25 protein-coding genes are annotated in these 26,312 nt (G+C 73.3%); 14 read left to right on the top strand and 11 right to left on the bottom strand.

The window, feature by feature from the left end:
• Nucleotides 1–3 precede the first annotated feature (3 nt).
• From deoC to CKY47_RS25375, 3 genes are all read right to left on the bottom strand, one after another.
• Nucleotides 4–969: a deoxyribose-phosphate aldolase gene (deoC, locus tag CKY47_RS25385; protein WP_306748644.1), complete on the bottom strand. Its 966-nt coding sequence runs from the start codon at nt 967–969 to the stop codon at nt 4–6.
• Nucleotides 970–1,048: 79 nt separating this feature from the next.
• A complete protein-coding gene (locus CKY47_RS25380; protein WP_306748643.1) occupies nt 1,049–1,696 on the bottom strand; it encodes a DUF1707 SHOCT-like domain-containing protein in 648 nt (215 codons plus the stop codon).
• A 469-nt stretch (nt 1,697–2,165) separates the two neighbouring features.
• Nucleotides 2,166–3,149: a Gfo/Idh/MocA family protein gene (locus tag CKY47_RS25375; RefSeq protein WP_306748641.1), complete on the bottom strand. Its 984-nt coding sequence runs from the start codon at nt 3,147–3,149 to the stop codon at nt 2,166–2,168.
• A 119-nt stretch (nt 3,150–3,268) separates the two neighbouring features.
• Here CKY47_RS25375 and upp point away from each other — a divergent pair, with 119 nt between their 5' ends.
• Entirely contained in the window at nt 3,269–3,892 is a 624-nt protein-coding gene (gene upp / locus CKY47_RS25370) for a uracil phosphoribosyltransferase (protein ID WP_306748640.1), read from the top strand.
• A gap of 182 nt (nt 3,893–4,074) precedes the next feature.
• Here upp and CKY47_RS25365 read toward each other — a convergent pair whose 3' ends face one another.
• Nucleotides 4,075–4,923: an SDR family oxidoreductase gene (locus tag CKY47_RS25365; RefSeq protein WP_306748638.1), complete on the bottom strand. Its 849-nt coding sequence runs from the start codon at nt 4,921–4,923 to the stop codon at nt 4,075–4,077.
• A gap of 234 nt (nt 4,924–5,157) precedes the next feature.
• Here CKY47_RS25365 and CKY47_RS25360 point away from each other — a divergent pair, with 234 nt between their 5' ends.
• The gene (locus CKY47_RS25360; RefSeq protein ID WP_306748636.1) at nt 5,158–6,468 is read left to right on the top strand and encodes a glycoside hydrolase family 18 protein; all 1,311 of its coding nucleotides are present in this window, start codon (nt 5,158–5,160) and stop codon (nt 6,466–6,468) included.
• A 63-nt stretch (nt 6,469–6,531) separates the two neighbouring features.
• On the opposite strand, the gene CKY47_RS25355 is transcribed toward CKY47_RS25360, so the two are convergent.
• Nucleotides 6,532–7,137: a TetR/AcrR family transcriptional regulator gene (locus tag CKY47_RS25355; RefSeq protein WP_306748635.1), complete on the bottom strand. Its 606-nt coding sequence runs from the start codon at nt 7,135–7,137 to the stop codon at nt 6,532–6,534.
• Between the two features lie 77 nt (nt 7,138–7,214).
• On the opposite strand from CKY47_RS25355, the gene CKY47_RS25350 reads away from it, so the two are divergent.
• The 4 genes from CKY47_RS25350 (at nt 7,215) to CKY47_RS25335 (ending at nt 9,606) form a co-directional block, all read left to right on the top strand.
• The gene (locus tag CKY47_RS25350; protein ID WP_015105038.1) at nt 7,215–7,421 is read left to right on the top strand and encodes a type II toxin-antitoxin system VapB family antitoxin; all 207 of its coding nucleotides are present in this window, start codon (nt 7,215–7,217) and stop codon (nt 7,419–7,421) included.
• A gap of 383 nt (nt 7,422–7,804) precedes the next feature.
• Nucleotides 7,805–8,188: a type II toxin-antitoxin system death-on-curing family toxin gene (locus CKY47_RS25345; RefSeq protein WP_306748633.1), complete on the top strand. Its 384-nt coding sequence runs from the start codon at nt 7,805–7,807 to the stop codon at nt 8,186–8,188.
• Nucleotides 8,189–8,269: 81 nt separating this feature from the next.
• Nucleotides 8,270–8,653, top strand: a complete 384-nt coding sequence (locus tag CKY47_RS25340; protein ID WP_306748632.1) for a MerR family transcriptional regulator — start codon at nt 8,270–8,272, stop codon at nt 8,651–8,653.
• 44 nt (nt 8,654–8,697) lie between these two features.
• Nucleotides 8,698–9,606 carry an aldo/keto reductase gene (locus CKY47_RS25335; RefSeq protein WP_306748699.1) on the top strand — a complete coding sequence of 303 codons (909 nt, stop codon included), beginning with the start codon at nt 8,698–8,700 and terminating at the stop codon, nt 9,604–9,606.
• Nucleotides 9,607–9,648: 42 nt separating this feature from the next.
• On the opposite strand, the gene CKY47_RS25330 is transcribed toward CKY47_RS25335, so the two are convergent.
• The gene (locus CKY47_RS25330) at nt 9,649–10,098 is read right to left on the bottom strand and encodes a flavodoxin family protein (protein ID WP_306748631.1); all 450 of its coding nucleotides are present in this window, start codon (nt 10,096–10,098) and stop codon (nt 9,649–9,651) included.
• A gap of 247 nt (nt 10,099–10,345) precedes the next feature.
• Between CKY47_RS25330 and CKY47_RS25325 the strand changes: the two genes are divergently transcribed.
• Complete coding sequence (locus tag CKY47_RS25325) at nt 10,346–10,678, top strand: hypothetical protein (protein ID WP_306748630.1); 333 nt, start codon at nt 10,346–10,348, stop codon at nt 10,676–10,678.
• Nucleotides 10,679–10,696: 18 nt separating this feature from the next.
• On the opposite strand, the gene CKY47_RS25320 is transcribed toward CKY47_RS25325, so the two are convergent.
• From CKY47_RS25320 to CKY47_RS25310, 3 genes are read right to left on the bottom strand one after another with little or no spacing between them, the layout of a single operon-like run.
• On the bottom strand, nt 10,697–12,313 hold the full coding sequence (locus CKY47_RS25320; protein ID WP_306748629.1) for a phospho-sugar mutase: 1,617 nt from the start codon (nt 12,311–12,313) through the stop codon (nt 10,697–10,699).
• Nucleotides 12,310–13,140 carry a purine-nucleoside phosphorylase gene (locus CKY47_RS25315; protein WP_306748628.1) on the bottom strand — a complete coding sequence of 277 codons (831 nt, stop codon included), beginning with the start codon at nt 13,138–13,140 and terminating at the stop codon, nt 12,310–12,312. Before CKY47_RS25315 ends, CKY47_RS25320 begins: the two co-directional genes overlap by 4 nt.
• 46 nt (nt 13,141–13,186) lie before the next feature.
• Nucleotides 13,187–14,881: a serine/threonine-protein kinase gene (locus CKY47_RS25310; protein ID WP_306748627.1), complete on the bottom strand. Its 1,695-nt coding sequence runs from the start codon at nt 14,879–14,881 to the stop codon at nt 13,187–13,189.
• A 99-nt stretch (nt 14,882–14,980) separates the two neighbouring features.
• On the opposite strand from CKY47_RS25310, the gene CKY47_RS25305 reads away from it, so the two are divergent.
• The 6 genes from CKY47_RS25305 (at nt 14,981) to CKY47_RS25280 (ending at nt 22,987) form a co-directional block, all read left to right on the top strand.
• Nucleotides 14,981–16,786, top strand: a complete 1,806-nt coding sequence (locus tag CKY47_RS25305) for a methylmalonyl-CoA mutase family protein (RefSeq protein ID WP_371320731.1) — start codon at nt 14,981–14,983, stop codon at nt 16,784–16,786.
• The gene (scpA, locus tag CKY47_RS25300) at nt 16,783–18,969 is read left to right on the top strand and encodes a methylmalonyl-CoA mutase (RefSeq protein WP_306748626.1); all 2,187 of its coding nucleotides are present in this window, start codon (nt 16,783–16,785) and stop codon (nt 18,967–18,969) included. The genes CKY47_RS25305 and scpA overlap by 4 nt, the downstream gene beginning before the upstream one ends.
• Nucleotides 18,962–19,948 carry a methylmalonyl Co-A mutase-associated GTPase MeaB gene (gene meaB / locus CKY47_RS25295; protein WP_306748625.1) on the top strand — a complete coding sequence of 329 codons (987 nt, stop codon included), beginning with the start codon at nt 18,962–18,964 and terminating at the stop codon, nt 19,946–19,948. Before scpA ends, meaB begins: the two co-directional genes overlap by 8 nt.
• A 115-nt stretch (nt 19,949–20,063) precedes the next feature.
• Nucleotides 20,064–20,384: a hypothetical protein gene (locus CKY47_RS25290; protein WP_306748624.1), complete on the top strand. Its 321-nt coding sequence runs from the start codon at nt 20,064–20,066 to the stop codon at nt 20,382–20,384.
• A gap of 177 nt (nt 20,385–20,561) precedes the next feature.
• Complete coding sequence (locus CKY47_RS25285) at nt 20,562–21,728, top strand: M20 family metallopeptidase (RefSeq protein WP_306748623.1); 1,167 nt, start codon at nt 20,562–20,564, stop codon at nt 21,726–21,728.
• Nucleotides 21,725–22,987 (top strand): amidohydrolase, encoded by a 1,263-nt coding sequence (locus CKY47_RS25280; protein ID WP_306748620.1) that lies wholly within the window; start codon nt 21,725–21,727, stop codon nt 22,985–22,987. The genes CKY47_RS25285 and CKY47_RS25280 overlap by 4 nt, the downstream gene beginning before the upstream one ends.
• Nucleotides 22,988–23,163: 176 nt before the next feature.
• Here CKY47_RS25280 and CKY47_RS25275 read toward each other — a convergent pair whose 3' ends face one another.
• Complete coding sequence (locus CKY47_RS25275) at nt 23,164–23,538, bottom strand: DUF6968 family protein (protein WP_306748619.1); 375 nt, start codon at nt 23,536–23,538, stop codon at nt 23,164–23,166.
• Between the two features lie 125 nt (nt 23,539–23,663).
• Entirely contained in the window at nt 23,664–25,382 is a 1,719-nt protein-coding gene (locus CKY47_RS25270; RefSeq protein ID WP_306748618.1) for a glycerol-3-phosphate dehydrogenase/oxidase, read from the bottom strand.
• Nucleotides 25,383–25,570: 188 nt separating this feature from the next.
• On the opposite strand from CKY47_RS25270, the gene CKY47_RS25265 reads away from it, so the two are divergent.
• Nucleotides 25,571–26,311, top strand: coding sequence for an MIP/aquaporin family protein (locus CKY47_RS25265; RefSeq protein ID WP_306748617.1), 741 nt, complete (start codon nt 25,571–25,573; stop codon nt 26,309–26,311).
• Nucleotide 26,312: the final 1 nt, after the last annotated feature.

The following is a 26,312-nucleotide window of genomic DNA, read 5'->3' as shown; positions in this document are numbered from 1 at the left end:
GTCTCAGTCCACCGTCACGTAATCGGGGCCGCTGTAGTGGCCGTCCAACTGGGTGCGCCGCTGCATCAGCAGGTCGTTGAGCAGCGTGGAGGCGCCGAACCGGAACAGGTCCGCGGTCAACCACTCGGGGCCCGCGACCTCGTGCACCGCCACCAGGTACTTGATCGCGTCCTTGGTGCTGCGGATGCCGCCCGCGGGCTTCACGCCCCGCAGCCCGCCGGTCAGGGTGTACCAGTCGCGCACCGCCTGGAGCATCACGTGCGCCACCGGCAGCGTCGCGGCGGGCGACACCTTGCCGGTGGAGGTCTTGATGAAGTCGCCGCCCGCGAGCAGGCCCAGCCACGAGGCGCGGCGCACGTTGTCGTAGGTCGCCAGCTCGCCGGTCTCCAGGATGACCTTGAGGTGCGCGTCGCCGCACGCGTGCTTGACCTGCACGATCTCGTCGAACACCTGGCCGTAGCGGCCGGAGAGGAACGCGCCCCGGTCGATCACCATGTCGATCTCGGTGGCGCCCGCTTCCACCGCGAACGCGGTGTCCTCCAGCTTCACCTTCAGCGACGAGCGGCCCGACGGGAACGCGGTGGCCACGCTGGCCACGTTGACGCCCGTGCCCTCCAGCTCCTTCACGGCGGTCGCGACCATGTCCGGGTACACGCACACCGCGGCGACCCTCGGCACCTCCGGCCGCTCCGGGTCGGGCCTGCGCGCCTTGGCCGCGAGGGACCGCACCTTGCCGTGCGTGTCCGCGCCCTCCAGCGTGGTCAGGTCGACCATGGAGATCGCCGTGTCGATCGCCCACAGCTTCGCGGCCTTCTTGATGCTGCGCGTCCCGAGACCGGCCGCGCGTTGTTCGACGCCGACCTGGTCCACCCCGGGCAGCCCGTGCAGGAACCGGCGCAGCGACGCGTCGTCGCGGACGGCGTCGGCGAGCACCGGGGGCAGCGACGCCTCTGTCGATGGAGCAGCCATGCCGCCGAGTCTAGGCGGAGTGGGACGGCCGTCCTAAGTGAGCGGGTCCGGGCAGGTCAAGGCCGGTCCGGGGGTCCCCTCAGCCTTCGATCTCGTCCCGCTTCACGCCCTTGACCTTCTTCTTCTTGGGGCGGCGCACCTCGACCCCGGCCATCACCGCGAAGCCGGTGATGCGCACCACCGGACCGCCCGGGATGGTCGGTTCACCCTTGTGGGTCGAGTCCTCGAAGGCGCCCATGAACCCGATGCCGTCCACGCGCACGGTGACGTCCGGCGGCACGATGATCTCGATGCCGCCCATCAGCGCGTAGGCGTTGATCGTCGTCTCCTGCTGCGCGAACCGGGCGCGGGTGAGGTCCAGCTGGACGCCTCCCATGATCGCCACGGCGTTGTGCGTGGCGGGCACGACCCACTCGCCGCGCCGCTCGACGCCGGACCAGAACGCGAACGACGTGGCCGAGCCCGGCGTGCCGCCGATCCGCGTGGACGGCAGGTTCTGCTGGAGCGGAGCCGGCAGCACGGTGGGCGTCGCGACGCCGAGGTCGGCGGTCAGCGGCACCAGGTCGCCGTAGGTCTTCGACGCGTACACCGCCGCCAGGCGCTCGTCCAGCTCGCCCAGGTCGAGCCGGCCCTCGCCGTGGGCCTGCTGGAGCACCCGGGCGACCTTCTCGCGGTCGGCGTCCGAAGCGCGCATCTGACGGGGGTCCGGGACCAGCTCGTCGCTCACACGGGTGAGTCTAGGAGCACGTCGTGCGTTTGACGACGGAACGCGGGATCGCGCCGGAACCGGTCGCGGTCGCGTCGGTCACGTCCCGGTGGCGGTGAGGACGAGCGTGCCCGTCCCGACGTCCGGGTACGCCGCGCCCACCACCCGTCCTGGGAGAACGCGCTGGTCGACACCTCACCGGTGCCGAACGGGCCGGGTGGGAGCGCGTCGCGCGGACCGTCCGCCACCGACGGCTCGCGGCCTTCCGCGACCGGGTGGTGCGCCGACACCGGGCCGGTCACCCGGTCGGCCGGCGGCGTCACCACCGCGTCGGTCCGGCAGGTCGAGGGGCCGGGCACGTCGGCGCGCCCGTACGTGCCCGACGTCCACCGCGCGCACGCCGGGGTCCCCAGCCCCGGGACCGCGACCGCCCACGGCCTCCCGGACGACCGGCCGCGGATCGCACGCCGGCCGCGTCCGGGGAGCGGGATCAGCTCGGCCGGCGAACCGGGAGACCGGCGGTCGTGTAGATCGCGTCGATCACCCGCATGCCGGCCACCGCGTCGTCGGCCGTCGTCGGGAACGGCGTGCCGTGCAGGACCGCGTCGGCGAACGCGTCCAGCTGGTAGGCGTAGGACGGCCGGCGGTCGAAGCGCTCCACCCGGCGCTGCCCTTCGAGCTTCACGGTGAGCCGGTGGCCCAGTTGCGGCATGAAGGGGTTGAGCACGCGCATCTCGCCGCGCTCCCCGATGACCCTCGCCGACAGCTTGAGCAGCGAGCGCGACCACATCGACGTCACCACGGTGCCGGTGTGCCCGGCCGGGAACAGCAGGCCCGCCCGCATCGCCCGGTCCACGCCCTCGCCCTTGAGCAGCGCCCGCGCCGACCGCACCTCGGGCTCGCCGCCGCCCAGCAGCCGCACCAGGTTCACCGGGTAGCACCCGGCGTCCATCAGCGCGCCGCCCGCCAACCCCAGCGAGTACCGGATGTCGCCGAACCTCGGCAGCGGGAACGACATGCGCGCGTCGACGTGCCGCAGCGGCCCCAGCTCGCCGACGACCTCGACCATCCGCGCGACCAGCGGGTGGTAGCGGTAGTGGAACGCCTCCATCACCACCAGCCCGCTCGCGTTCGCCACCTCGGCCACCTCGGCCGCCTCGTCGGCGTTGGCGGCGAACGGCTTCTCGCACAGCACGTGCTTCCCGGCCGCCAACGCCCTCAACGTCCACTTCCCGTGCAGCCCGTTGGGCAGCGGGATGTAGACCGCGTCGATGTTGGGGTCGTCCAACAGCGCCTCGTAGCTGTCGTGCACCTTGGCGACCACGTGCCGGTCGGCGAACTTCCGCGCCCGCCCGGCGTCCCGCGCCGCCACCGCCGCCACTTCGACCGCCGTCGAGGACCGAGCCGGTCGAACCACTGCCGCCGGCGCGATCCGCGCCGCACCCAAGATCCCGATCCGCACGTGGTCGGTCATGTCAGGGACGCTACCCGCGCGAGCGCCTCGTCAACCCCGAGCCGCCGAACGCGCGGCCGGCGCGGGGGCGGTCGGCCGACGGCGGCGACCCGACCGGGGGTGTCACATACTGTTCGACCATGGACGTCCTCGTCGTCGATCACCCCCTCGCGCGTGCGCGGTTGACCACCATGCGCGACGCGCGCACCGACAACGCGGCGTTCCGCGCCGCGCTGCACGAGCTGACCGTGATGCTGGTCTACGAGGCCAGCCGCGAAGCCCCGGTCGCCGAGCAGAAGGTGCACACGCCGGTCGCCCGCACCACCGGGTACCGGCTGGCGAACCCGCCGCTGCTGGTGCCGGTGCTGCGCGCCGGGCTGGGGATGGCCGACCAGGCGCACAAGCTGATCCCCGACGCGCAGATGGGGTTCGTCGGCCTGGCGCGCGACGAGGAGACGCTCCAGCCCACGCCGTACATGGAGTCGCTGCCGGAGAGCCTGGCCGGGCGGCCGGTGTACGTGCTGGACCCGATGCTCGCCACCGGCGGGTCGATGGCCTACACGATCCGCCTGCTCACCGACCGGGGCGCGACGGACGTGACCGCGATCTGCGCGCTGGCCGCGCCGGAGGGCATCGAGCACCTGGCCGACTCCGGCCTGCCGGTGCGCCTGGTGACCGCCAGCGTCGACGAGCGCCTGAACGACTCGGGCTTCATCGTCCCGGGCCTCGGCGACGCCGGCGACCGCCAGTACGGCTCCGTCTGACCCACCCACCCCGCGAGTCGTACGTCCGCACCCCGCGAGTCGTACGTCCAGGGCCCCTGAGTTCTACATTCGCGCTCACACCGGCAGGCATGAGCGCGTGACTCGCGGTCGTGAACGCCGACCTCGCGGGGCGTGGACGTACGACTCGCGGGGCGTGGACGTACGACTCGCGCGGGGTGGGGTTACGACTCGCGGGTGAGGTCGGCGGCGTGGTCGGCGGCCCACTCGGCCAGGGTGCGGCCGCGCCTGCCGGTGACCTCGGTGAAGTCCGGGGTCACGGCGGCAGGCTCCTCGGCGTGCTGCGCCATGTACCCCAGCAGGTACTCGGCCACGTCGTAGGGCAGGCCCTCGTCGCGGATCAGCGCGGCCCGCGCCTGCCCGTAGGTGAGGCGCTCGAACCGGATCGGCCGACCCAGGCCCCGCGCGAACGCCTCCGCCTGCTGCCGGTGCGTCAGCGCCTCGGGGCCGCTGAGCGTGTAGGCGCGACGCTCGTGCCCGTCGCGGAGCAGGGCGTGCACGACGACCTCGGCCACGTCTGCCTCGTGCACCGGCGCACCGACCGAGTCCGGGAACGGGGCGCGCACCACGTCCTCCTCCCTGATGCCGCGCGCCCAGACCAGCTTGTTGGCCATGAACTCGCCGGGCCGGACGTGCGTCCACGCCACCCCCGACGCCTCCACCACCCGCTCCACGTCGCGGTGCAGCTCGTAGCTGCCCGGCCGCCGCGCGGTGACCGCGCTGCTGGACAGGAACGCCACCCGCCGCAGGTCGGGCGCGGCCGCCAGGAAGGCCTCGGCGTGCGCGGGCGCCTCGTCCGACTCGACGACCGCGATCAGGTACGCCGCCGTCACGCCCGCCAGCGGCAGGTCGGCCGGTCGGGTCAGGTCGCCCGCCACGACCTCCGCGCCGGCCGGCAGGTCCGCCCGCGCCGGGTCACGGGTGAGCGCCCGCACCGGCACGCCCGCCGCCACGAGCTGTTCCACCACGGAGCGTCCGATCGTGCCGGTCGACCCGGTGACCAGGATCGTCACGTGTTCCCCCTAGAACCTCGGTGTTCAAATTTGAGTACCGAAGCTAGCGCGGTGGGGCGGTCACACGCACATGCAAAAGTTTGCAGGGTGGGCGGGGTGTGCCCAGGGGGATCGGGTCGGGAACCGGGAATGGCCGGATTGGGCCGTTCGGTCGTAGCAATGGTCTAGACCTCATGACTACCGTGGTCCAGACCACAACCGGAATGCTGCCGCCGCACCCCCGCGAGGAGAAGCATGTCGAGCAGGAGATGGGTGCTCCCCGCCCTCCTGGCCACCGCACTGGTCGCCTCCCTGGCGCCCCAGGCCGCCGCCCACGGCGACGACCGGCACGGCGGCGACCGCCACGTCGGCGGGACCAAGACCCGCACCGTCGGGTACTACACCCAGTGGAGTGGCTACGACCGGAACTTCCTGGTCAAGAACCTCGTCACCAACGGCACCGCGCCGCGCCTGACGCACCTGAACTACGCGTTCGGGTTCCTCGACGAGGGCGGCGCGTGCGTCAGCTCCGACCCGTGGGCCGACTACCAGCGGCCGTTCACCGCCGAGCAGTCCGTCAGCGGCAAGGCCGACGAGGCGGGCCAGGCGCTGTCCGGCAACCTCAACCAGCTCAAGCAGCTCAAGGCCAAGTACCCGAAGCTGCGGATCAACATCTCCCTCGGCGGCTGGACCGGCTCGAAGTACTTCTCCAACGCCGCCCTCACGCCCCGGTCGCGCGCCGCCCACGTGGCGTCCTGCGTGGACATGTGGCTCAAGGGCGACCTGCCCGGTCTCGCGCCCGGCGCGGCGGCCGGCGTGTTCGACGGCATCGACCTCGACTGGGAGTGGCCGGCCAGCGAGGCCGCACCCGGCAACGTCGTGCGCCCCGAGGACAGGGAGAACTTCACCGCGCTGCTCGTCGAGTACCGCAAGCAGCTCGGCAAACTCACCTGGCGGACCGGCAGGACCTACGACCTCACCGCGTTCCTGCCCGCAGACCCGCGCCAGGTCGACCGGGGCTTCGAGGTCTCCCGCGTGTTCGGCCTGCTGACCTTCGGCACGATCCAGGGTTACGACTACCACGGCGCCTGGGACCCGCGGACCAACCAGCAGTCGTCGATCCGCACGCCCGCGGGCGATCCCGCGCCGCTGCCGTTCAGCTCGCAGGTCGCGATCGACCACTACCTGAAGAACGGCGCGCCGAAGAACAAGGTCGTCATGGGCGTGCCCTTCTACAGCCGCGGCTGGACCGGTGTGACCAACGCGAACAACGGCCTGTTCCAGGACGCCACCGGCCCCGCGCCGGCGACGTACGAGGCGGGCTACGAGGACTACCGCGTCCTCAAGGCGCAGCTCCCGCGGTTCACGGTGCACCGCGACACCAGGGCCGGGCACGCCTGGCTGTTCGACGGCACCACTTTCTGGACCTGGGACGACCCCACCGAGATGAAGCGCAAGGGCCGCTACGTGGCGGACCGGCGGCTCGGCGGCGCGATGATCTGGTCGCTCGACGGCGACACCGCCGACGGCGAGCTGATCAAGGCGCTCACCAGCGGACTGTCCTGACAAGGGCAGTCCACGGGGTCCGGGGGGATTTCGCGGCGGCCGTCCCCCCGGACCCCACCTTCCTCACCGGCGGCGCCAGCCGCCGGTGAGGGCGCGCAGCGCACCCTCGTAGATCGCGTCCACGTCCAGCGTGGTCGGCAGGTTGCCGTTCAGCTCCAGGGTCAGCAGGCCGTGCACCGAGCCCCACAGGCCCACCGCGAGCCGCGCCGCGACCTCCGCGGTCGGCTCGCCCTCGAACAGGCCCGCCTCCAGGGCGCGCAGGACCCGCTCCAGCAGCGGGGCGAAGGTCGCGCAGGAGGTCGCGAACACCTCGGCGGACGGCTCGAAGCCCGGCACGGACTTGCTGTACATCACCAGGTAGAACCGCGGTTCGGCGAGCGCGCCGCGCCGGTAGCCGAGGCCGAGTTGCACGAGGTCCTCGACCGGGTCGTCGGTCAGCGGCACCTCCGCCAGCCGTTCACCGAAACGGTGGAACGCCTCCTCGTAGAGGGTGTTGAGCAGTGCCGGCTTGCCGCCGAACAGCGAGTAGACCGCGGTGGTCGAGGTGTTGACATCGGCCGCCAGCCTGCGCAAGCTCAGTGCTCCCGGCCCTTCCGCGGACAGCAGCTCGCCTGCGCGGACCAGCAAGCGGGCGCGGAGAGCGTCGTCGTGCGTCTTGGGGCGCGGCACCCCCGCATTGTATATGAAAACAGCGTTACCAAATACTTCCTGGCCATCGTGGTATCAAGTTGGTACCGTCGTTCCCCATGGCGATGACCCTGCGTCTGAGCGACGAGGAGAACCGGCGGCTCGACGAGCTCGCCGCGGCCGAGGGACGTTCCAAGCAAGAGGTGGTGCGCCTGGCGCTCGCCGAGCGCTGGGCGAGGCTGCAGAAGGAGGAACAGCTGTCCGAGGTGCTCGGGCGCGTGCTCCCCAAGTACCGCGGCCTGCTCGACCGGCTCGGTTCCGCCTGACCCCCGTTCGTCGCATTGCGGACTTCCGCAGCTCTGCGTAGTCGATCTACTCGATCGTGTGATCACCTCCTTTTGCCCTCGTCGTTCGAACATATGTTCGATACGATGAATCCGTGCAGCTCAACGACTGTCAGCCGCTCCGTCTGCGTGCGCACCCGTGCGAACGTCCGCGACGCCGCCGGGGGCCCCGGTATGGTGCGCCGTTGAAGATCGGGCCGCGTCCGGGTTGCGCATCGGTGAGCCGCGCGGCCGACACCATCCTCGACGCCGCGCGGGCGGAGAGGCGATACGGACCTGAGGGGGTGGGTGGTGGCGCCAGAATGCCGGCGGCGGCGTGGCCGTCCCGGAGTCCCCGCCCTTCAGGACAGGGAGCGCGTCAAGCAGTGGTCAACTACCTCGACGCCGGCGACTTGCTCGTGCTGGCGACCGCCGTCACCGGCGGGGACCTGGTCGTGCGCGACTTAGGTCTCCTCGACTCCGCAGCCCACCGTCCCAGGGCAACAGTGCTGGGGGTCGAGGCGTACGACACGCTCTGGCTGAAAGCCGCCGCCCTGCTCGACTCGATCGTCCGCACCCGTCCCCTCGTCGAGGGCAACTGGCGGCTCGGCTGGGTCGCGGCCGTGGCGCTGTGCGACATCAACGGCTGGTGGATCGACGCGGAGGAGGACGAGGCGCTCGACCTCGTCCGCGCCCTCGGCCGGGAACAGATCGACGTCGCCGGCATGGCGGCCCACCTGGAGGCGTGGGGCCTGCCCAAGGAGGACTGAACGGCGTTCGTCCCGGCCCGGGTGGGGTCGTCGCCCGAAACGGGTTGACCTGGAGTGCACTCCAGCTCCTACGGTCGTCCGGTGACTTACTCGATCGCCCAGGCGGCGCAGCGCAGCGGGCTGTCCATCGACACGCTGCGCTACTACGAACGCATCGGCCTGGTGGACCCGCCCGCGAGGGACTCGGGCGGGCGGCGCACCTACAGCGACGACGACCTGGGCTGGCTCCACTTCCTCACCCGCATGCGCACGACCGGCATGCCGATCCGCATGATGCGCGAGTACGCGCAGCTCAGGCACCGCGGCGTGGTGACCGCGGGCAGGCGCAAGCAGTTGCTGTTCGAGCACCGCGCGTCGGTGCGCGCGCGGATCGCCGAGTTGCAGTCCTGCCTGGAGGTGCTTGACCACAAGATCTCCCACTACGAGCAGATCGAGCACACCTTCGCGGAAGGGATCACGGCGTGACGCTGCTGGGCGGACTCGAAGCGGGTCGGCAGGGCCTGGGCTGCATGGGCATGAGCCAGTCGTACGGCGCGGGCGACGAACGCGAGTCGATCGCCACCGTCCACCGCGCCCTCGACCTCGGTGTCGTGCTCCTCGACACGGCCGACGTCTACGGCGCGGGTGCCAACGAGGAACTGGTGGGGCGGGCCGTCGCGGACCGCCGCGACCGGGTCGTCCTCGCGACCAAGTTCTCCCTCGCCGACCCCGACCGCCGCCCGCGCGGCGACGCGGCGTACGTGCGGCAGGCGGCCGAGGCGTCGCTGCGTCGGCTCGGCGTCGACCACGTGGACCTGTACTACCAGCACCGCGTCGACCCGACCGTGCCCGTCGAGGAGACCATCGGCGCGATGGCCGAGCTGGTCGCGGAGGGCAAGGTGCGGCACCTCGGCATGTCCGAGGCGTCGGCCGCCACGATCCGCCGCGCCCACGCCGTGCACCCGATCGCCGCGCTCCAGAGCGAGTGGTCGCTGTGGACGCGCGACGTCGAGGCGGACGTGGTGCCCACGTGCCGTGAGCTGGGTATCGGCCTCGTGCCGTTCTCGCCGCTCGGGCGGGGCTTCCTGACCGGCCGCGTCCGGTCCGTCGACGACCTGGCCGACGACGACGTGCGCCGCGGCCTCCCGCGGTTCGCGGAGGAGAACTTCGCCCGCAACACCGCGATCGTCGAGGCGCTCCGCGCGCTCGCGGCCGAGCGCGGCGTCACCGCGGGTCAGCTCGCCCTGGCGTGGGTGCACCACCAGGGGCCGGACGTCGTGCCGATCCCCGGCACCAAGCGGGTGGCCTACCTGGAGGAGAACGTCGCCGCCGCCGACCTGGAGCTGACGGACGACGACCTGCGGGTGATCGGGGCGGCCGCGTCGACCGTCGCCGGCGAGCGGTACACGCCGGAGATGCTCGAGCTGTCCAACGGCTGAGCCGACGGAGCGGGCCCGGCGCGGTCGACCGCGCCGGGCCGTTCACATGATCGTGGCGGCGACCACGCCGCCCAGCTCGTAGCACCGCTCCCGCGCGGCCCGGTCCGGTGCGCCGGTGATCGACACGGTCTCGCCCACCGGCGCCCACCCGAGCCCGGTCGTGATGTCCCGGATCGCCTTCACCGCGCCCTCGGTGCCCTGGTTGCCGTGCACGTAGGCGCCGAACGGCCGGCCGCGGGTGGCGTCGAGGCACGGGTAGTAGACGGTGTCGAAGAAGTGCTTCAACGCGCCGCTGACGTACCCGATGTTGACGGGCGTGCCGAGCACGAACCCGTCGGCCGCGAGCACGTCGGACGCCGTCGCGGACAGCGCCGGCACGCGCACCACCTCGACCCCCGCGACCCCGGGGTCGTTCGCCCCGGCCACGACGGCCTCGAACAGGTCGTGCATCGCCGGTGACGGGGTGTGGTGGACGATCAGCAGGCGCGGCATCCCGCCGAGGGTGCCGTGGAGCGGTCCCGCGCGCAATCGCGGTGCTGCCCGGATTCGTCGGGAGTGGTGACCGCCTGTGCGGTCGACCGGGGACCCCGCGGTGGTGCGGCGGGCGGCGAGGTGTGGTCGGCTGGAGGTCGGGGATGTCCCACCGGCCGTCGTCGACCCGCCCTGGTGCATGATCGACATCTGTCGCGGGGAACCGGCGCGGCCCCCGCGCGTCTTTAATGGTGACCGGGAGGGAGTCATGGAAACTCGCAGCATCGCCACGATGGAGCGCAACCGCAGGATCGCCTGGGGCGGCGGCGTCGGCCTCTCGCTCGTCCTGATCGGCCTGCCGCTGGTCGCGATCTCGCTGTGGCCGGGCGTCGACCACAGCCCGTGGGAGGTCAACACGATGATCCTGGCGGTCGGCGTCGCGCTGTGCACCGCGGGCTACGTCGCCGGGCGCATCTCGATCGCCGCCATCACCGAGAACCGGCCGAACCGCGTGAGCCCGCCGACCAGGCGGCCGTACCTGGTGGCGGGCGGTGCGCTCGCGGTCGCCGTGCTGTGCCTGGTGATCGCGATCATGTCCTAGTCGGGTCCCGGGCGCCGCTCAGGTCGCGAGCAGTTCCGACACGCGGGCGCGCAGCTCGGCCAGCCGGGTCGTGGCGCGTTCGCGGGCCGCCGGCAGGTCGTCCGACACGGGTTCGACGACCTCCAGGTACGCCTTCAGCTTCGGCTCGGTGCCGGACGGCCGCACGACGACCCGCACGCCCTCGGCCGTCAGCCGCACCACGTCGGCCCGCGGCAGCAGGTCCTCGAAGGCGAAACCGGCCGGCGGCTCGGCGCGCAGCCGCGCCATCAGCGACCCGATCAGCGACAGGTCGGTGAACCGCAGCGACACCTGGTCGGTCAGGTGCAGGCCGTGGTCGACGGCGAGCTGGTCGAGCGCGTCGAGCAGGTCGCGTCCGGACGCCTTCAGGCCCGCCGCCAGGTCGCACGCGAGGACGGCCGCCGAGATGCCGTCCTTGTCGTTCACCGCGTCCGGGTCGACGCAGGTGCCCAGCGCCTCCTCGTAGGCGAACACCAGCCCCTCGCCCGCGCGGACCAGCCACTTGAACCCGGTGAGCGTCTCGGCGTACCGGGCGCCGTGCGCCGCCGCGACGGACCCCAGCAGCGACGACGACACGATCGTCGTGGCCACCAGCGGGTCCGGCCGGTCCACCGTGGACAGGACGAGCGAACCGAGCAGCACGCCGGTCTCGTCGCCGCGCAGCATCCGCCACGACCCGTCGCGCTCCCGCACGCCCAGCGCGCACCGGTCGGCGTCCGGGTCGAGCGCGATCGCCAGGTCCGCGTCGACCTCCGCGGCGAGCGCGAGCAGGCGGTCCGCCGCACCCGGCTCCTCCGGGTTGGGGAACGCCACGGTGGGGAAGTCCGCGTCCGGCACGGCCTGCTCGCGCACGACCCGCACGTCGGTGAACCCGGCCCGCCGCAACGCGTCCACGGCCGTCGCGCCGCCCACGCCGTGCATCGGCGTCAACACCACCCGCAGGTCGCGCGCCGTGCCGCGGGGCAGTGACGCGACCCGCTCCAGGTACTCGTCCACCTCGGCGTCGGTCACGGTCCCCCACGACTCCGCCAGCGGCACGGACACCGCCGCGGGCACCGCGCGGATCGCGGCCTCGATCTCCCGGTCCTCCGGCGGCACGATCTGCCCGCCGCCCGCCAGGTACAGCTTGTAGCCGTTGTCGGCGGGCGGGTTGTGCGAGGCGGTGATCTGCACGCCCGCCACCGCGCCGTGCCGCTTGACCAGGAACGCGAGGACCGGCGTCGGCAGCGGCCGGGGGAGCGCGCGCACGTCGAAACCGGCGGCGGCCAGCACCCCGGCCGCCGCGGCGGCGAAGTCCTCCGAGCCGTGCCGGGCGTCGCGGCCGACGAACACCGTGCCGGTGTGCCCGTTCGCCGCGAGCCACGCGGCCAGCCCGGCCGTGGTGCGCACGACGACGGCCCGGTTCATGCCGTTGGGCCCGGCGCGCACGGGGCCGCGCAGCCCGGCGGTGCCGAACGTGAGCGGCCCGTTCATCCGGTCGGCCAGCTCGTCGACCGCCACCGGGTCGCCGCCCATGGCCCGCGCCAGCACGCCCTGGAGCTCGGCGCGGGTGGCCGGGTCGGGGTCGTCCGCGATCCACCGGAACGCGGCGTCGCGCGACGCCGGTGCCAGGCTCATGCCCGCGCCACCAGGTCCGCGCGGGTCACCAGGTCGCGCAGGAGCGCGCCCATCCGGCTGGCGGCGGCCTGCCCGGCCTCCAGCACCTCCTGGTGGTTGAGCGGTTCGCCCGTGATGCCCGCGGCGAGGTTCGTGACCAGGGACAGCCCGAACACCTCGACGCCCTCGGCGCGGGCCGCGATGGCCTCCAGCACGGTGGACATGCCGACCAGGTCGGCGCCCATGGTGCGCAGCATCCGGATCTCGGCGGGCGTCTCGAAGTGCGGACCGGGCAGGCCCGCGTAGACGCCCTCCTCCAGCGACGGGTCGATCCGCCGGGCGAGGTCGCGCAGCCGCGGCGAGTACAGGTCGGTCAGGTCCACGAACCGCGCCCCGACCAGCGGCGACGACGCGGTGAGGTTCAGGTGGTCGCTGATCAGCACGGGCTGCCCGACCGACATGCCCTGCCGCAGGCCGCCGGCGGCGTTGGTCAGGACGACCGCGCGCACCCCGGCCGCGGCGGCGGTGCGCACGCCGTGCACGACCCGCTCCACGCCCTTGCCCTCGTACCCGTGCGTCCGACCGAGCATGACCAGCACGTTCTTGTCGCCGACCGGCACCGACCGCAGCGTCCCGCCGTGCCCGACGGCGGTGGGCGCCGCGAAGCCGGGCAGTTCGGCCATCGGCACCTCGGCGGCGGGTTCCCCGATCAGGTCGGCGGCCGGGCGCCAACCCGAGCCGAGGACGACGGCGATGTCGTGCTTGCCCACCCCGGTCCGCTCGGCCAGCGCCTGGGCGGCCTCCGTGGCCAGGGCCTCCGGTGTGGTGTTCTCACTGATGGCGGTCACGGCACGGCAGCCTAACCGCCGCTCCCGGCCGCTGCCCGCGAGCCGGCTAGCCGGTCACCACGAGCGTCGGCGCGATCGTCGTGAACAGGTCCCGCCCCGTCGCCTCCTGCTCCGTCGGCACCACGACCTCCACCACCCACAGGTCGGCCCCGCGCGGCAGGACGCGGGAGTAGTGGGTGCGGCGCAGGTCGGGTGGCGCCGGGGCGCCCGCGCGCGACCGGACCGTGGCGCGCTCGGCCGTGCGGTAGCTGTAGCCGACCCCCCGCTCGGGGCCGCCCGGCGGGAGGACGTCGGTGGGCTCCGCCGGCGTCTCGTAGAAGTAGTCCTCGCCCCACTTCGCCCGGATGAAGGCGATGTAGTCGCCGACGTCGTGCGCCGGGTAGTAGTCCGGGAAGCGCTGCACCGTCACCTCGCGCACCCCGCCGGGCGCGACCAGGTGCACGACGGTGCCCGGCGCCAGGCCCTCGTTGGTCCGCTGCTCCAGGAAGCTCGTCCAGTCCGGGCCGACGTCGATGGTGAAGCCGGCGCCCTGCTCGCCCTTCGCCGACGCGGCCGAGGCGGTGGTCGGGACGAACGACGGGGGCTCGGTGATCGCGGGCAGGGACGGCGTCCCGGTGTCCGCGGGCGGGGGCAGCAGCGGGGCGCCGGCCACGGTCCGGGTCAGCGCGAAGCCCGAGGCGCCACCGATCGCGAACAGCACCGCGGCGCCCAGCGCCACCAGCACCGACGTCAGGGGGCGCGACCGGCTCGGCGAGCGGGTCGCGGTGGGGTGCACCGGGAACGGCAGGGGGCCGGGGTCGTCGGCCAGTGGCGTGTCCGGCGCGATCCTCGGCTTCACCAGCGGCGGGCGCACCACCCGCACGACCGGTCGGGTCTCCGCGCCGGCCGGGAACACGTCCGTCCCGGGGTCCGGCAACAGGGGGCGCACCAGGCGGCGCACCTCGGCCAGCGGCATCCGCTCGGCCGGGTCCTTCGTCATCAGGCCGGTCACCACCGGCGCCAGCGCGCCGCACGCCGTCGCGGACGGCACGTCGCCCTCGACGACCTGGTTGATCGTCTGGAGCACGTTCGCGCCCTCGTACGGCTGCCGGCCGGTCATCGCGTGGAACAGGGTCGCGCCGAGCGACCACTGGTCGGCGACCGGCGACACCGCCTCGCCCGCGGCCACCTCGGGCGCGATGTAGGCGGGTGTGCCGAGCGTGATGCCCCGGCTGGTGAGCGTCGCCTCGGCGACGTTGCGGGCGATCCCGAAATCGGTCAGCTTCACCCGGCCGTCGTCGGCGACCAGCACGTTGCCGGGCTTCACGTCCCGGTGCGTGATGCCCGCCCGGTGCGCGGCCTCCAGGCCCGCGGCGACGGCGTCCGCGACGACCGCGCCCTGCGCGTCGGTGAGCGGTCCGCGCTGCCGCACGATCTCGGCCAGGGAGGACGAGACGACCAGTTCCATGACGACGTAGGGGTCGCCGTCGACCTGGGCGACGTCGTAGAGCGTCACCAGGTTCGGGTGCGCCAGCGCCGCGGCCGAGCGGGCCTCCCGCAACGTCCGCTCGCGCAGCAGCGCCGCCTCGCCGTCCGACGCCTCCGCGGGGCGGAGGATCTCCTTGACGGCCACGTCGCGGCGCAGCACCTCGTCGTGCGCCGCCCAGACCGTGCCCATCGACCCCCGGCCCAGGACGTGCCGGAGACGGTAGCGCCCCGCGATCAGGCGGTCGCCCCCGGCCGACCCCTGTTCTTCCTCCACTGGGCCATCATTCCCCAACGTGGAAGACTGGCGTCTGCATCGTTCACGGCGGTGAACCTCACATAGCCGTCGTACTACTGGTGAGTAACACTGCGGAGCATGATGGAACCGTCAGGCGAGTTGGCGCTGGCCGCCGAGTTCCCCACCCCCGCCCGGGAGGCGTGGCTCGACCTCGTGCGCGGCGTGCTCCGCAAGTCGGGCGCCGACTTCGGGTCGCTGGTCACCACCACCTACGACGGCATCGACGTGCAGCCGCTCTACACCGCCGCCGACGAGGCCCCGGCCGCCGGGTTCCCCGGCCTGCCCCCCTTCACCAGGGGCGGCCGGCCGCAGGGCTCGGTCGACGGCTGGGACGTCCGCCAGCAGCACCGGGTCGCCGACCGGGACGCGGTGACGGCGGACCTGGAGAACGGCGTCACGTCGCTGTGGCTCAAGGGCCTCGACCCCGCCTCGTACGACGACGTGCTCGCCGACGTCTACCTCGACCTGGCGCCCGTGGTCGTCGACGGCGGCGCGGACTTCCTCGCCGCCGGGCGCGCCATGCTCCGGGTCTGGGACCAGCGGCCCGTGCTGCCGAGCCAGGTGCGCGGCAACGTGGGCGCGGACCCGCTGGGCGTGCGGGCACGCACCGGGCAGCCCGCCGACCTGGCCGCCCTCACCGACCTGCTCGGCAAGGCCCGCGGGTTCCCCGAGCTGCGCCTCGTCGTCGTGGACGGCCTGCCGTTCCACGAGGCGGGCGGGTCCGACGCCCAGGAGCTGGGCGCGTCCCTCGCGACCGGTGTGGCGTACCTGCGGCACCTCACCGAGGCGGGCCTGACCGCGGCCGAGGCCGTGCGGCTGCTGGAGTTCCGGTACGCGGCCACCGCCGACCAGTTCCTCACCATCGCGAAGTTCCGCGCCGCCCGGCGGCTGTGGGCGCGGGTCACCGAGGTCTCCGGCGCACCCGCCCCGCAGCTCCAGCACGCGGTGACCTCGCCCGCGATGATGACCCGCCGCGACCCGTGGGTGAACATGCTGCGCACCACCGTGGCGTGCTTCGGCGCGGGCCTGGGCGGCGCGGACGCGGTGACCGTGCTGCCGTTCGACGCGGCCATCGGCCTGGCCGACGACTTCTCCCGGCGCGTCGCGCGCAACACGCAGTCGCTGCTGCTGGAGGAGTCGAAGCTGGCGGGCGTGATCGACCCGGCGGGCGGCTCCTGGTACGTGGAGAAGCTGACCGACGACCTGGCGCGCGCCGCCTGGGACTGGTTCCGCCGCATCGAGGCCGCGGGCGGCCTGCCGAAGGCGTTCGACCTGGTCGCGGGCGAGATCGCGGAGACGTGGGCGAAGCGGCGGGAGAACCTGGCCGACCGCACCGACGCCATCACCGGCGTCAGCGAGTTCCCGGACCCGGCCGAGCGGCCCGTCGTGCGCCCGCCCGCGCCCGGGGAGCCGGGTGCCGGGGAGCCTGGTCCGGGGGAGCGGGCGGGCGGCCTGCCGCGCGTCCGCTACGCCCAGGAGTACGAGGCGCTGCGCGACGCCGCCGACGCGGCCCCCGAGCGGCCCAAGGTCTTCCTGGCCACGCTCGGCCCGGTCGCCGCGCACACCGCGCGCGCCACGTTCGCGGCCAACCTGTTCCAGGCGGGCGGTATCGAGACGCCGAGCGCCGGCCCGACGAGGACCGCGGACGACGTCGTCGCGGCGTTCCGCGCCAGCGGCGCCCGCGTCGCCTGCCTGTGCGGCAGCGACAAGGGCTACGCCGAACTGGCCGCGCCCGTCGCCGACGCGCTGCGCGAGGCGGGCGCCGAACGGGTCCTGCTGGCCGGCAGGGCGTCCGACGCGTCGATCGACGAGCACGTCTTCACCGGGTGCAAGGCGCTCGACGTCCTGGAGCGCACCTTCGACCTCCTCGGAGTGCAGCGATGATCCCGAACTTCGCCGACGTCGACCTCGGGGAGCCGACGCCGTCGACCGCCGCCGAGTGGCAGCAGGCGCTCCAGGAGGCGACCGGCAAGGGCGCCGACGCGCTCGCGTGGGAGACGCCGGAGGGCATCGGCGTCAAACCCGTCTACAGCGGGGCCGACACCGAGGGACTGGACTTCCTGGGCACCTACCCGGGCATCGCGCCGTTCCTGCGCGGCCCGTACCCGACCATGTACGTCAACCAGCCGTGGACCATCCGGCAGTACGCCGGGTTCTCCACCGCCGAGGAGTCGAACGCCTTCTACCGCCGCAACCTCGCGGCCGGCCAGAAGGGCCTGTCCGTCGCGTTCGACCTGGCCACGCACCGCGGCTACGACTCCGACCACCCGCGCGTGGCCGGCGACGTGGGCATGGCGGGCGTGGCGATCGACTCGATCTACGACATGCGGCAGCTGTTCGAGGGCATCCCCCTGGACAGGATGAGCGTGTCCATGACCATGAACGGCGCCGTGCTGCCGGTCCTCGCGCTCTACGTCGTCGCGGCCGAGGAGCAGGGGGTGGCGCCGGAACTCCTCGCGGGGACCATCCAGAACGACATCCTCAAGGAGTTCATGGTCCGCAACACCTACATCTACCCGCCGCAGCCGTCGATGCGGATCATCTCCGACATCTTCTCGTACACCTCGCGGCGGATGCCGAAGTTCAACTCGATCTCCATCTCCGGCTACCACATGCAGGAGGCCGGCGCGACGGCCGACCTGGAGCTGGCGTACACGCTGGCGGACGGCGTGGAGTACCTGCGCGCGGGCCGGGACGCGGGCCTCGACGTGGACGCGTTCGCGCCGCGGCTGTCGTTCTTCTGGGCGATCGGCATGAACTTCTTCATGGAGGTCGCCAAGCTGCGGGCCGCCCGCCTGCTGTGGGCCAAGCTGGTGAAGGGCTTCGCCCCGGAGAACCCCAAGTCGCTGTCCCTGCGCACGCACTGCCAGACGTCCGGCTGGTCGCTGACCGCGCAGGACGTGTTCAACAACGTGACCCGCACGTGCGTCGAGGCGATGGCCGCGACCCAGGGGCACACGCAGTCGCTGCACACCAACGCGCTGGACGAGGCGCTGGCCCTGCCCACGGACTTCTCCGCGCGCATCGCCCGCAACACCCAGCTGCTGCTCCAGCAGGAGTCCGGCACCACCCGCGTGATCGACCCGTGGGGCGGCAGCGCGTTCGTCGAGCGCCTGACGCACGACCTCGCGCACCGGGCGTGGGCGCACATCACCGAGGTCGAGGCCGCCGGCGGCATGGCCAAGGCCATCGACGCGGGCATCCCGAAGCTGCGCATCGAGGAGGCGGCGGCCCGCACGCAGGCCCGCATCGACTCCGGGCGGCAGCCGGTGATCGGCGTGAACAAGTACCAGGTCGAGGTCGACGAGAAGATCGAGGTGCTCAAGGTCGACAACGCCGGGGTGCGCGCCCAGCAGCTCGCCAAGCTGGCGCGGCTGCGCTCCGAGCGCGACCAGGCGGCCGTGGACGGCGCCCTGGACGCCCTGACCGCGGCGGCCGGCGGGGACGGCAACCTGCTGGAGCTGGCCATCGTCGCGGCCCGCGCCAAGGCCACCGTCGGCGAGATCTCCGAGGCCCTGGGCCGCGTGTGGGGCCGCCACTCCGCGCAGATCCGCACCATCACCGGCGTCTACCGGCAGGAGGCGGGTTCCGTGTCGAACCTGGACGCCACCCGCGAGGTGGTCGAGCGCTTCGCCGAGGAGGAGGGCCGCCGGCCGCGCATCCTGGTCGCCAAGATGGGCCAGGACGGCCACGACCGCGGCCAGAAGGTGATCGCGACCGCGTTCGCCGACCTGGGCTTCGACGTGGACGTCGGCCCGCTGTTCCAGACCCCGGACGAGGTCGCCCGCCAGGCGGTCGAGGCCGACGTGCACATCGTCGGCGTCTCGTCGCTGGCCGCGGGCCACCTCACCCTGGTGCCCGCGCTGCGGGAGGCGCTGGCGGAGCTGGGGCGCGAGGACATCATGATCGTGGTCGGCGGCGTGATCCCGCAGCAGGACTTCGACGCGCTGCGCCAGGCCGGGGCGGCGGCGATCTTCCCGCCCGGCACGGTCATCGCGGACGCCGCGGGCGACCTGCTGCGCAAGCTCGCCGACCGGTTGGGCCACGAGCAGCCCGCCGATGCCTAGGCGGCTCGACGTCGGCGAGTACGCGAAGGGCGTGCTCGCCGGCGACCGCGGCACCCTCGCACGGGCGATCACGCTGGTCGAGTCGACCAGGCCCGACCACCGGGCGGCGGCGCAGGAGCTGCTGGTCGAACTGCTGCCGCACGCGGGCAACGCGCACCGGATCGGCATCACCGGCGTGCCCGGCGTCGGCAAGTCGACGTTCATCGACGCGTTCGGGACGATGCTGACCGGGCTCGGGCACCGGGTGGCCGTGCTGGCCGTCGACCCGTCGTCCACCCGGACCGGCGGGTCGATCCTGGGCGACAAGACGCGGATGGCGCGGCTCGCGGTGGACCCGGCGGCGTTCATCCGGCCCTCGCCGACCTCCGGCACGCTCGGCGGCGTGGCCCGCGCGACCCGCGAGTCGATCGTGCTGGTCGAGGCCGCGGGGCACGACGTGGTGCTGGTCGAGACCGTCGGCGTCGGGCAGTCCGAGGTCGCGGTGGCCAACATGACCGACTGCTCCCTCTTCCTCGCGCTGGCGCGCACCGGCGACCAGCTCCAGGGCATCAAGAAGGGCGTCCTGGAGCTCGCCGACGTCATCGCGGTCAACAAGGCGGACGGCCCGCACGAGGGCGAGGCCCGCAGGGCGGCCCGGGAGCTGGCGGGCGCGCTGCGGCTGCTGCGACCGCCCGACGCGCTGTGGCACCCGCCAGTGCTGACGTGCAGCGGCCTGGACGGCTCGGGCCTGGAGGCGCTCTGGGAGCAGGTCGGCGCGCACCGGGCGGCGCTGGAGGGCGCGGGCGAGCTGACCGGGCGCCGCCGCCGCCAGCAGGTCGAGTGGACGTGGGCGACGGTGCACGACCGGCTGCTCACGCGATTGCGGTCGGCGCCGGCCGTGCGCTCGATCGTGCCCGAGGTCGAGCGGCAGGTGCGGGATGGCGAACTGACCCCCACATTGGCCGCCGATCGTATATTGGATGCGTTCCGGGACGTATAAGACCTGAAGGTGTGCACTTTCTGCGTACAAGTACACACGCTTCGTGAACGACCCACCGGTTTGGCGGACCACGGGCAGTGGTAACCGGACTGTGCGGTGACTAGGCTTGGCAACCATGTGGCGATCTGCGTTCGCGGTGTGCTTAGTGGTGCTGGCCGGTGCTCTCACCGTGTCGGGCACAGCGTCGGCCGCGCCGTCGTCGCAGGTCCGGCACGTCGTGCAGCCCGCGGACACCCCCGCGCCGGGCAACGAGACGCTCCAGCCCGGCACCACGGTGGGCCCGGGTCCCGCCGTCGACGCGCCGCAGGAGCCCGCGCCGTCGACGGACACCCGCAAGAAGTTGTGGCTCGGCGGTATCGCGCTGCTCTTGTTCGCCCTCGTGTATTGGCGCAACAAGAAGCGGTGGTCGAAGTGGCGGGCGGGCAAGAAGGGATAGCGTTCCACTCACTGGGACGGGCCGGTCGGTATATGGTCCCCCTGTAGAAGTGCCTGCGCAGAGTTGATCGGTACGACCGATACTCGAGCACCGCTTGGCGCACCCCCGCGACCGGTTGCCGGTTGACCGGCGTGAGGGGCGTCGCGGCTCACGGGCCTGATGCAGGATGGATGTGAAATGAGTACCGACTTCACGATGAGCACGCGCTCGGCCGTCGAGCGGTACTCGACCGCCCTGGTGGACCTGTCCCGCAGCATCCACGCGGAACCCGAGCAGGCGTTCGCGGAGCACCGCAGCGCCGCCAAGGTCGCCGACCTGCTCGCCGCCGAAGGCTTCGAGGTCGAGCGCGGCGTCGCCGACCTGGAGACCGCGTTCACCGCCTCGTTCGGCTCCGGCGAGCTGGTCCTCGGCCTGTGCGCCGAGTACGACGCCCTGCCCGAGGTCGGCCACGCGTGCGGGCACAACGTCATCGCCGCCGCGTCCACCGGCGCCGCCCTCGCCCTGCGCGACCTGGCCGACGTCCTCGGCATCACGGTCCGGGTGATCGGCACGCCCGCCGAGGAGGTCGGCGGCGGCAAGGTGCTGATGCTCGAACGCGGGGTCTTCGACGACGTGGCGTTCTCCATGATGGTGCACCCGGCCCCGTACGAGGCGGTGGCCGCGCGCTCGCTCGCCATCACCGACGTCGAGGTCCACTACACCGGCAAGCCCTCGCACGCCGCCGCCGCGCCCCACCTCGGCGTGAACGCGGCGGACGCGATCACCGTCGCCCAGGTCGCCATCGGCCTGGCCCGCCAGCACCTCGAACCCGGCCAGATGGTCAGCGGCATCGTCACCCGCGGGGGCACCGTCCCCAACGTGGTGCCCGCCGCGACCTCGGCGATGTTCGACCTGCGGGCCGACGACATGGACTCCCTGCGCAGGCTGGAGGAGCGGATCAACCGCTGCTTCGAGGCCGGCGCCCTGGCCACCGGCTGCACGCACGAGGTCGTCAAGGTCTCGCCCGTGTACGCCGAGCTGACCCCCGACCCGTGGCTCGCGGACGCCTACCGGCGCGCGGTCACGGAACTGGGGCGGCATCCCATGAGCCCCGAAGACGAGCTCAAGGAGAAGATCGGCAGCACCGACATGGGCAACATCACCCGTGCGCTGCCGGCCATCCACCCGACCATCGCCATCGACTGCGGAGACGCGGTGAACCACCAAATCGAGTTCGCGAACGCCTGTGCCTCGGCTTCGGCCGACCGAGCCGTGCTCGACGGGGCGCTCGCCCTCGCCTGGACGACAATTTCCGCCGCTGTGGACACCGATCAGCGCGCCCGTCTCCTGGGCGGTGTGGCATGACGGTCCTGGACGCGCGCCTGCCGGAGGAGGGGGCCGATGTGCTGTTGACCGATCACGGGGTCAGCATTGCCCTTGTGGACGATCTCGGTGAGGGCCGCGGGCCCTCCTGGTTGGACGACTGGCTGGCGTCGAACGCCCCCGAGGTCGTCGCCTGGCGGCGGCACATCCACGCGCACCCCGAGCTGTCGCGCAAGGAGTACGCCACCACCGAGCTGATCGCCCGGGTGCTCCGCTCGGCGGGCCTCAAGCCCCGCATCATGCCCGGCGGCACCGGCCTGGTCTGCGACGTCGGCTCCGGCCCGCGCTGCGTGGCCCTGCGCGCCGACATCGACGCCCTGCCGATCACCGAGGCGGGCGGCTCGTCGTACGCGTCCACCGTGGACGGCGTGATGCACGCGTGCGGGCACGACGCGCACACCACCGTGCTGCTGGGCGCGGCCCTGGCGCTCGCCTCGGCGACCGAGCTGCCCGGCCGGGTGCGCCTGGTGTTCCAGCCGGCGGAGGAGGTCATGCCGGGCGGTGCGCTCGACGTGCTCGCCGCCGGTGGCCTGGACGGCGTGGAGCGCATCTTCGGCCTGCACTGCGACCCGAGGCTGGAGGTCGGCCGCGTCGGCACGAGGATCGGCCCCATCACGTCCGCGTCGGACATGCTGGAGCTGCGCCTCACCTCGCCCGGCGGCCACACCTCCCGGCCGCACCTGACCGCCGACCTCGTGCACGCGCTGGGCACCGTGATCACCGGCCTGCCGGGCCTGCTGTCCCGGCGCGTGGACCCCCGTTCGGGCACGGTCCTCGTGTGGGGCGCCGTGCACGCCGGCGAGGCGCCCAACGCGGTGCCGCAGGACGGCGTGCTGCGCGGCACGCTGCGCACCGGCGACCGGGACATCTGGGCCGAGCTGGAGCCGCTGATCAAGGAACTGGTCGGCGCACTGCTGGCCCCCACCGGGGTCGGCTTCGACCTGCACCACCGCCGCGGCGTGCCGCCGGTCGTCAACGACCGGGAGAGCACGATGCTGCTCAGGGCCGGCATCGAGGCGGCCCTGGGCGAGGACGCGCTGGCGGGCACCGTGCAGTCGTCCGGCGGCGAGGACTTCGGCTGGTACCTGGAGCACGTGCCGGGTTCCTTCGCCCGCCTGGGCGTGTGGGACGGCGTGGGCAAGCAGCGGGACCTGCACCAGCCGGAGTTCGACCTGGACGAGCGGGCGCTGATCGTCGGCGTGCGCGTGATGGTGCACGCCGCGCTGGCCGCGCTGGCCTGAGGAAGCGGTCGACGAACCACCCGGAGCGCTCCTGGGGGAGCAAACGCTTGCGCAGGGGTCCCCGCCGGGGGACCCCTGTTCTCGATTCTTCCAGAGCGGACCGACGATCCGGCCGACCGACCGGGTGCCGACCGACCGGGTGCCGCCGGACGGGTACCGGCCGGACGGGTTCGGGGTCAGGCGCTGGGCGGGACGAACCCCGGCGGGACGAACCCCGGCGGGACGAACTCCGGCGGCACGACGGTCAGGCCCAGCTCCGGCACGCCCAGCCAGTCCAGCTCCACCCCCGCCTCCTCCGCCCGCGCGGCCAGCCCCAGCCTCAGCGCGTACACGCCGAGCAGCAGCGCCTGGAGCGAGTCCACCCCGAACGACGCCGAAACCGCCTCGTCACCCAGCCCCACCACCTGGTGCGGGCAGCACCAGTCGCCGTTCCGGCTCAGCGGGTCCGGATGGGGCGTCCCGACCCTGATCACCACGGACGCGCGCGTGCCGTCCCCGGCCACCGCCTCCAACCGCCGCTCGGCCACCACGACACCCATCTCGTACGTCACGGGACCGACGGTACCGCCATCGCCGCGCGGAAGATCGAGTCCGTCCTCGGCGCACTCGTGGCCGCGCCCCGGCAAGGCGTTCACCGCCCGCGCCGGCCGCGGGACGCCGGTCGCCCGCGGGGACGTCAGCTCACGGGTTCGGTCAGCTCCGGCCGGGCCTCGGGCGCCGCCGCGCGGACGGCGTCCGCGGCCTGGTCGTCCGGCTCGGCCTGCGAGGCGCGCTCGGCCTCCACGCGCGTCGTGTAGACGGACACCTCGTGCGCGATGCGCTCCTCGTCCCACCCGAGCACGCCCGCCATGAGCCGCGCGACCGGTTCGGCGCACTCGACGCCGCGGTGCGGGTACTCGATCGAGATGCGGGTGCGGCGGGTCAGCACGTCCTCCAGGTGCAGCGCGCCCTCGTGGGACGCGGCGTAGGTGACCTCGACCTGGAGGTAGTCGGGCGCGGCCGGCACCGGCTTGAGCAGGTCGGGACCGGCGGACGCCAGCACCTCGTGGACCAGGGAGCCGTAGCGGTCGAGCAGGTGGCGGACCCGGTACGGGTGCAGGCCGTAGCGGGTGGCCAGCTGGTCGGCCTGGTTCACCAGCGCGTGGTAGCCGTCCGCGCCCACGAGCGGCACCTTGTCCGTGATGGACGGCTGGATGCGGCCCGGCAGGTCCACCCCGGCGGCGTCCACCGCGTCCGCGCCCATCACCCGGTACGTCGTGTACTTGCCGCCCGCGATGGCGACCAGCCCGGGCGCGACGCGGGCCACGGCGTGCTCGCGCGACAGCTTCGACGTGGACTCGCTCTCCCCGGCCAGCAGCGGCCGCAGACCCGCGTAGACGCCCTCGATGTCGTCGTGCGTGAGCGGCGTCGCGAGGACCGAGTTGACGTGGTCGAGCACGTAGTCGATGTCCTTGCGGGTGGCCGCCGGGTGCGCCAGGTCGAGGTTCCAGTCGGTGTCCGTGGTGCCGACGATCCAGTGGTTGCGCCACGGGATGACGAACAGCACCGACTTCTCGGTGCGCAGGATCAGGCCCGTCTCGGAGACGATCCGGTCGCGCGGGACGACGATGTGCACGCCCTTGGACGCCCGGACGCGGAACCGGCCGCGCGAACCCGACAGGCGTTGCAGCTCGTCGGTCCACACCCCGGTCGCGTTGATCACGGCGTGCGCGCGGACGTCCGTCTCCCGGCCGTCCTCGACGTCGCGCACGCGGACACCCGACACGCGGTCCGCCTCCTTCAGGAAGCCGACCACCTGGGTCGAGGTGCGCACCACGGCGCCGTAGTGGGCGGCGGTGCGGCCCACCATCATCGTGTGGCGGGCGTCGTCGGCCTGCGCGTCGTAGTAGCGGATGCCGCCGACCAGTGCGTCCGGCTTCAGCGCGGGCACCATGCGCAGCGCGCCCGCGCGGGACAGGTGCTTCTGGCCGGGCACCGAGCGGGCGCCGCCCATCGTGTCGTACATGAGCAGGCCGGCGGCCGTGTACGGGCGCTCCCACGCGCGGCGCGTCAGCGGGTACAGGAACGCCACCGGCTTGACCAGGTGCGGCGCGAGGCGGGTGAGCATGAGCTCGCGCTCCCGCAGGGCCTCGCGGACCAGGCCGAACTCCAGCTGCTCCAGGTAGCGCAGGCCGCCGTGGAACAGCTTGGACGAGCGGCTCGACGTCCCGGAGGCCAGGTCGCGGGCCTCGACGAGGGCGACGCGCAGGCCGCGGGTCGCGGCGTCCAGGGCCGCGCCGACACCCACCACGCCGCCACCGATGATCACCACGTCGAAGGTGTCCGCGCCGAGCCGCTCCCACGTGCGCTCGCGCTCGTCGGGGCCGAGACGTCCGGGCTGGTTGGGCGTGACCACGCTGTTCGCCTCCCTGATGCCGACGTCGACCGGAAACTCCGACCAGGACTGACTCGACCACGTTACCCGCCGGTACGCCACCCGTGGACAATTGATCAGGTCGGAGTTAGCGTCAGCGGCGTTGTGGGGTGGGCAGCGCCGCCGGACCCGGACAGTGCTGCCTCCTGCGAAGGCGAGGAGGTCGGCGGATGAGCAGTGGCGCGATCTTCGTGTGGGAAGTCCTCGGCACCGCGGTGCTGATCCTGATGGGCGCGGGCGTCGTCGCGAACGTCACCCTGAAGAGTGCACTCGGCAACTCGGGCGGGTGGCTTCTGATCAACTTCGGCTGGGGTTTCGCGGTCTTCGCGGGTGCCAGCATCGCCGCGCCGAGCGGCGCTCACCTCAACCCGGCGGTGACCCTCGGGCTGGCCGTCGCGGACAAGCTCCCGTGGGGCCAGGTGCCGGTCTACTTCGCCGCGCAGCTGGTCGGCGCGTTCCTCGGCGCGGTGCTCGCGTGGCTCACCTACAAGAAGCAGTTCGACACGCACGACGACCCCGCCGGCACGCGCGGCATCTTCTGCACCGGCCCGACCGTGCCCAGCGCGCCGTGGAACGTCGTCACCGAGGTCATCGGCACGTTCGTGCTGGTCGCCTGGGTGCTGCTCAGCCCGGCCGCGAAGGAGGCGGCCGACGGCGTGCCGCAGCTCGGCAACTCCGCGCTGGGCTACGCCGGCGTCGCGTTCGTCGTCATCGGCATCGGCAACTCCCTCGGCGGCCCCACCGGGTACGCCATCAACCCCGCCCGCGACCTCGGCCCCCGCATCGCCTACGCCGTCCTGCCCATCCGGGGCAAGGGCAGCGCCGAGTGGGGCTACGCCTGGGTGCCGGTCGTCGGCCCGCTCCTCGGCGCGGTGCTCGCCGGACTCCTCTACCTGGTTCTGCCCGTCTGAA

The sequence above is a fragment of the Saccharothrix longispora genome, assembly GCF_030852425.1.
GTDB lineage: Bacteria > Actinomycetota > Actinomycetes > Mycobacteriales > Pseudonocardiaceae > Actinosynnema > Actinosynnema longispora.
Note: the sequence above shows the minus strand (reverse complement) of the source record. Positions and strands in the feature narration are given on the sequence as shown.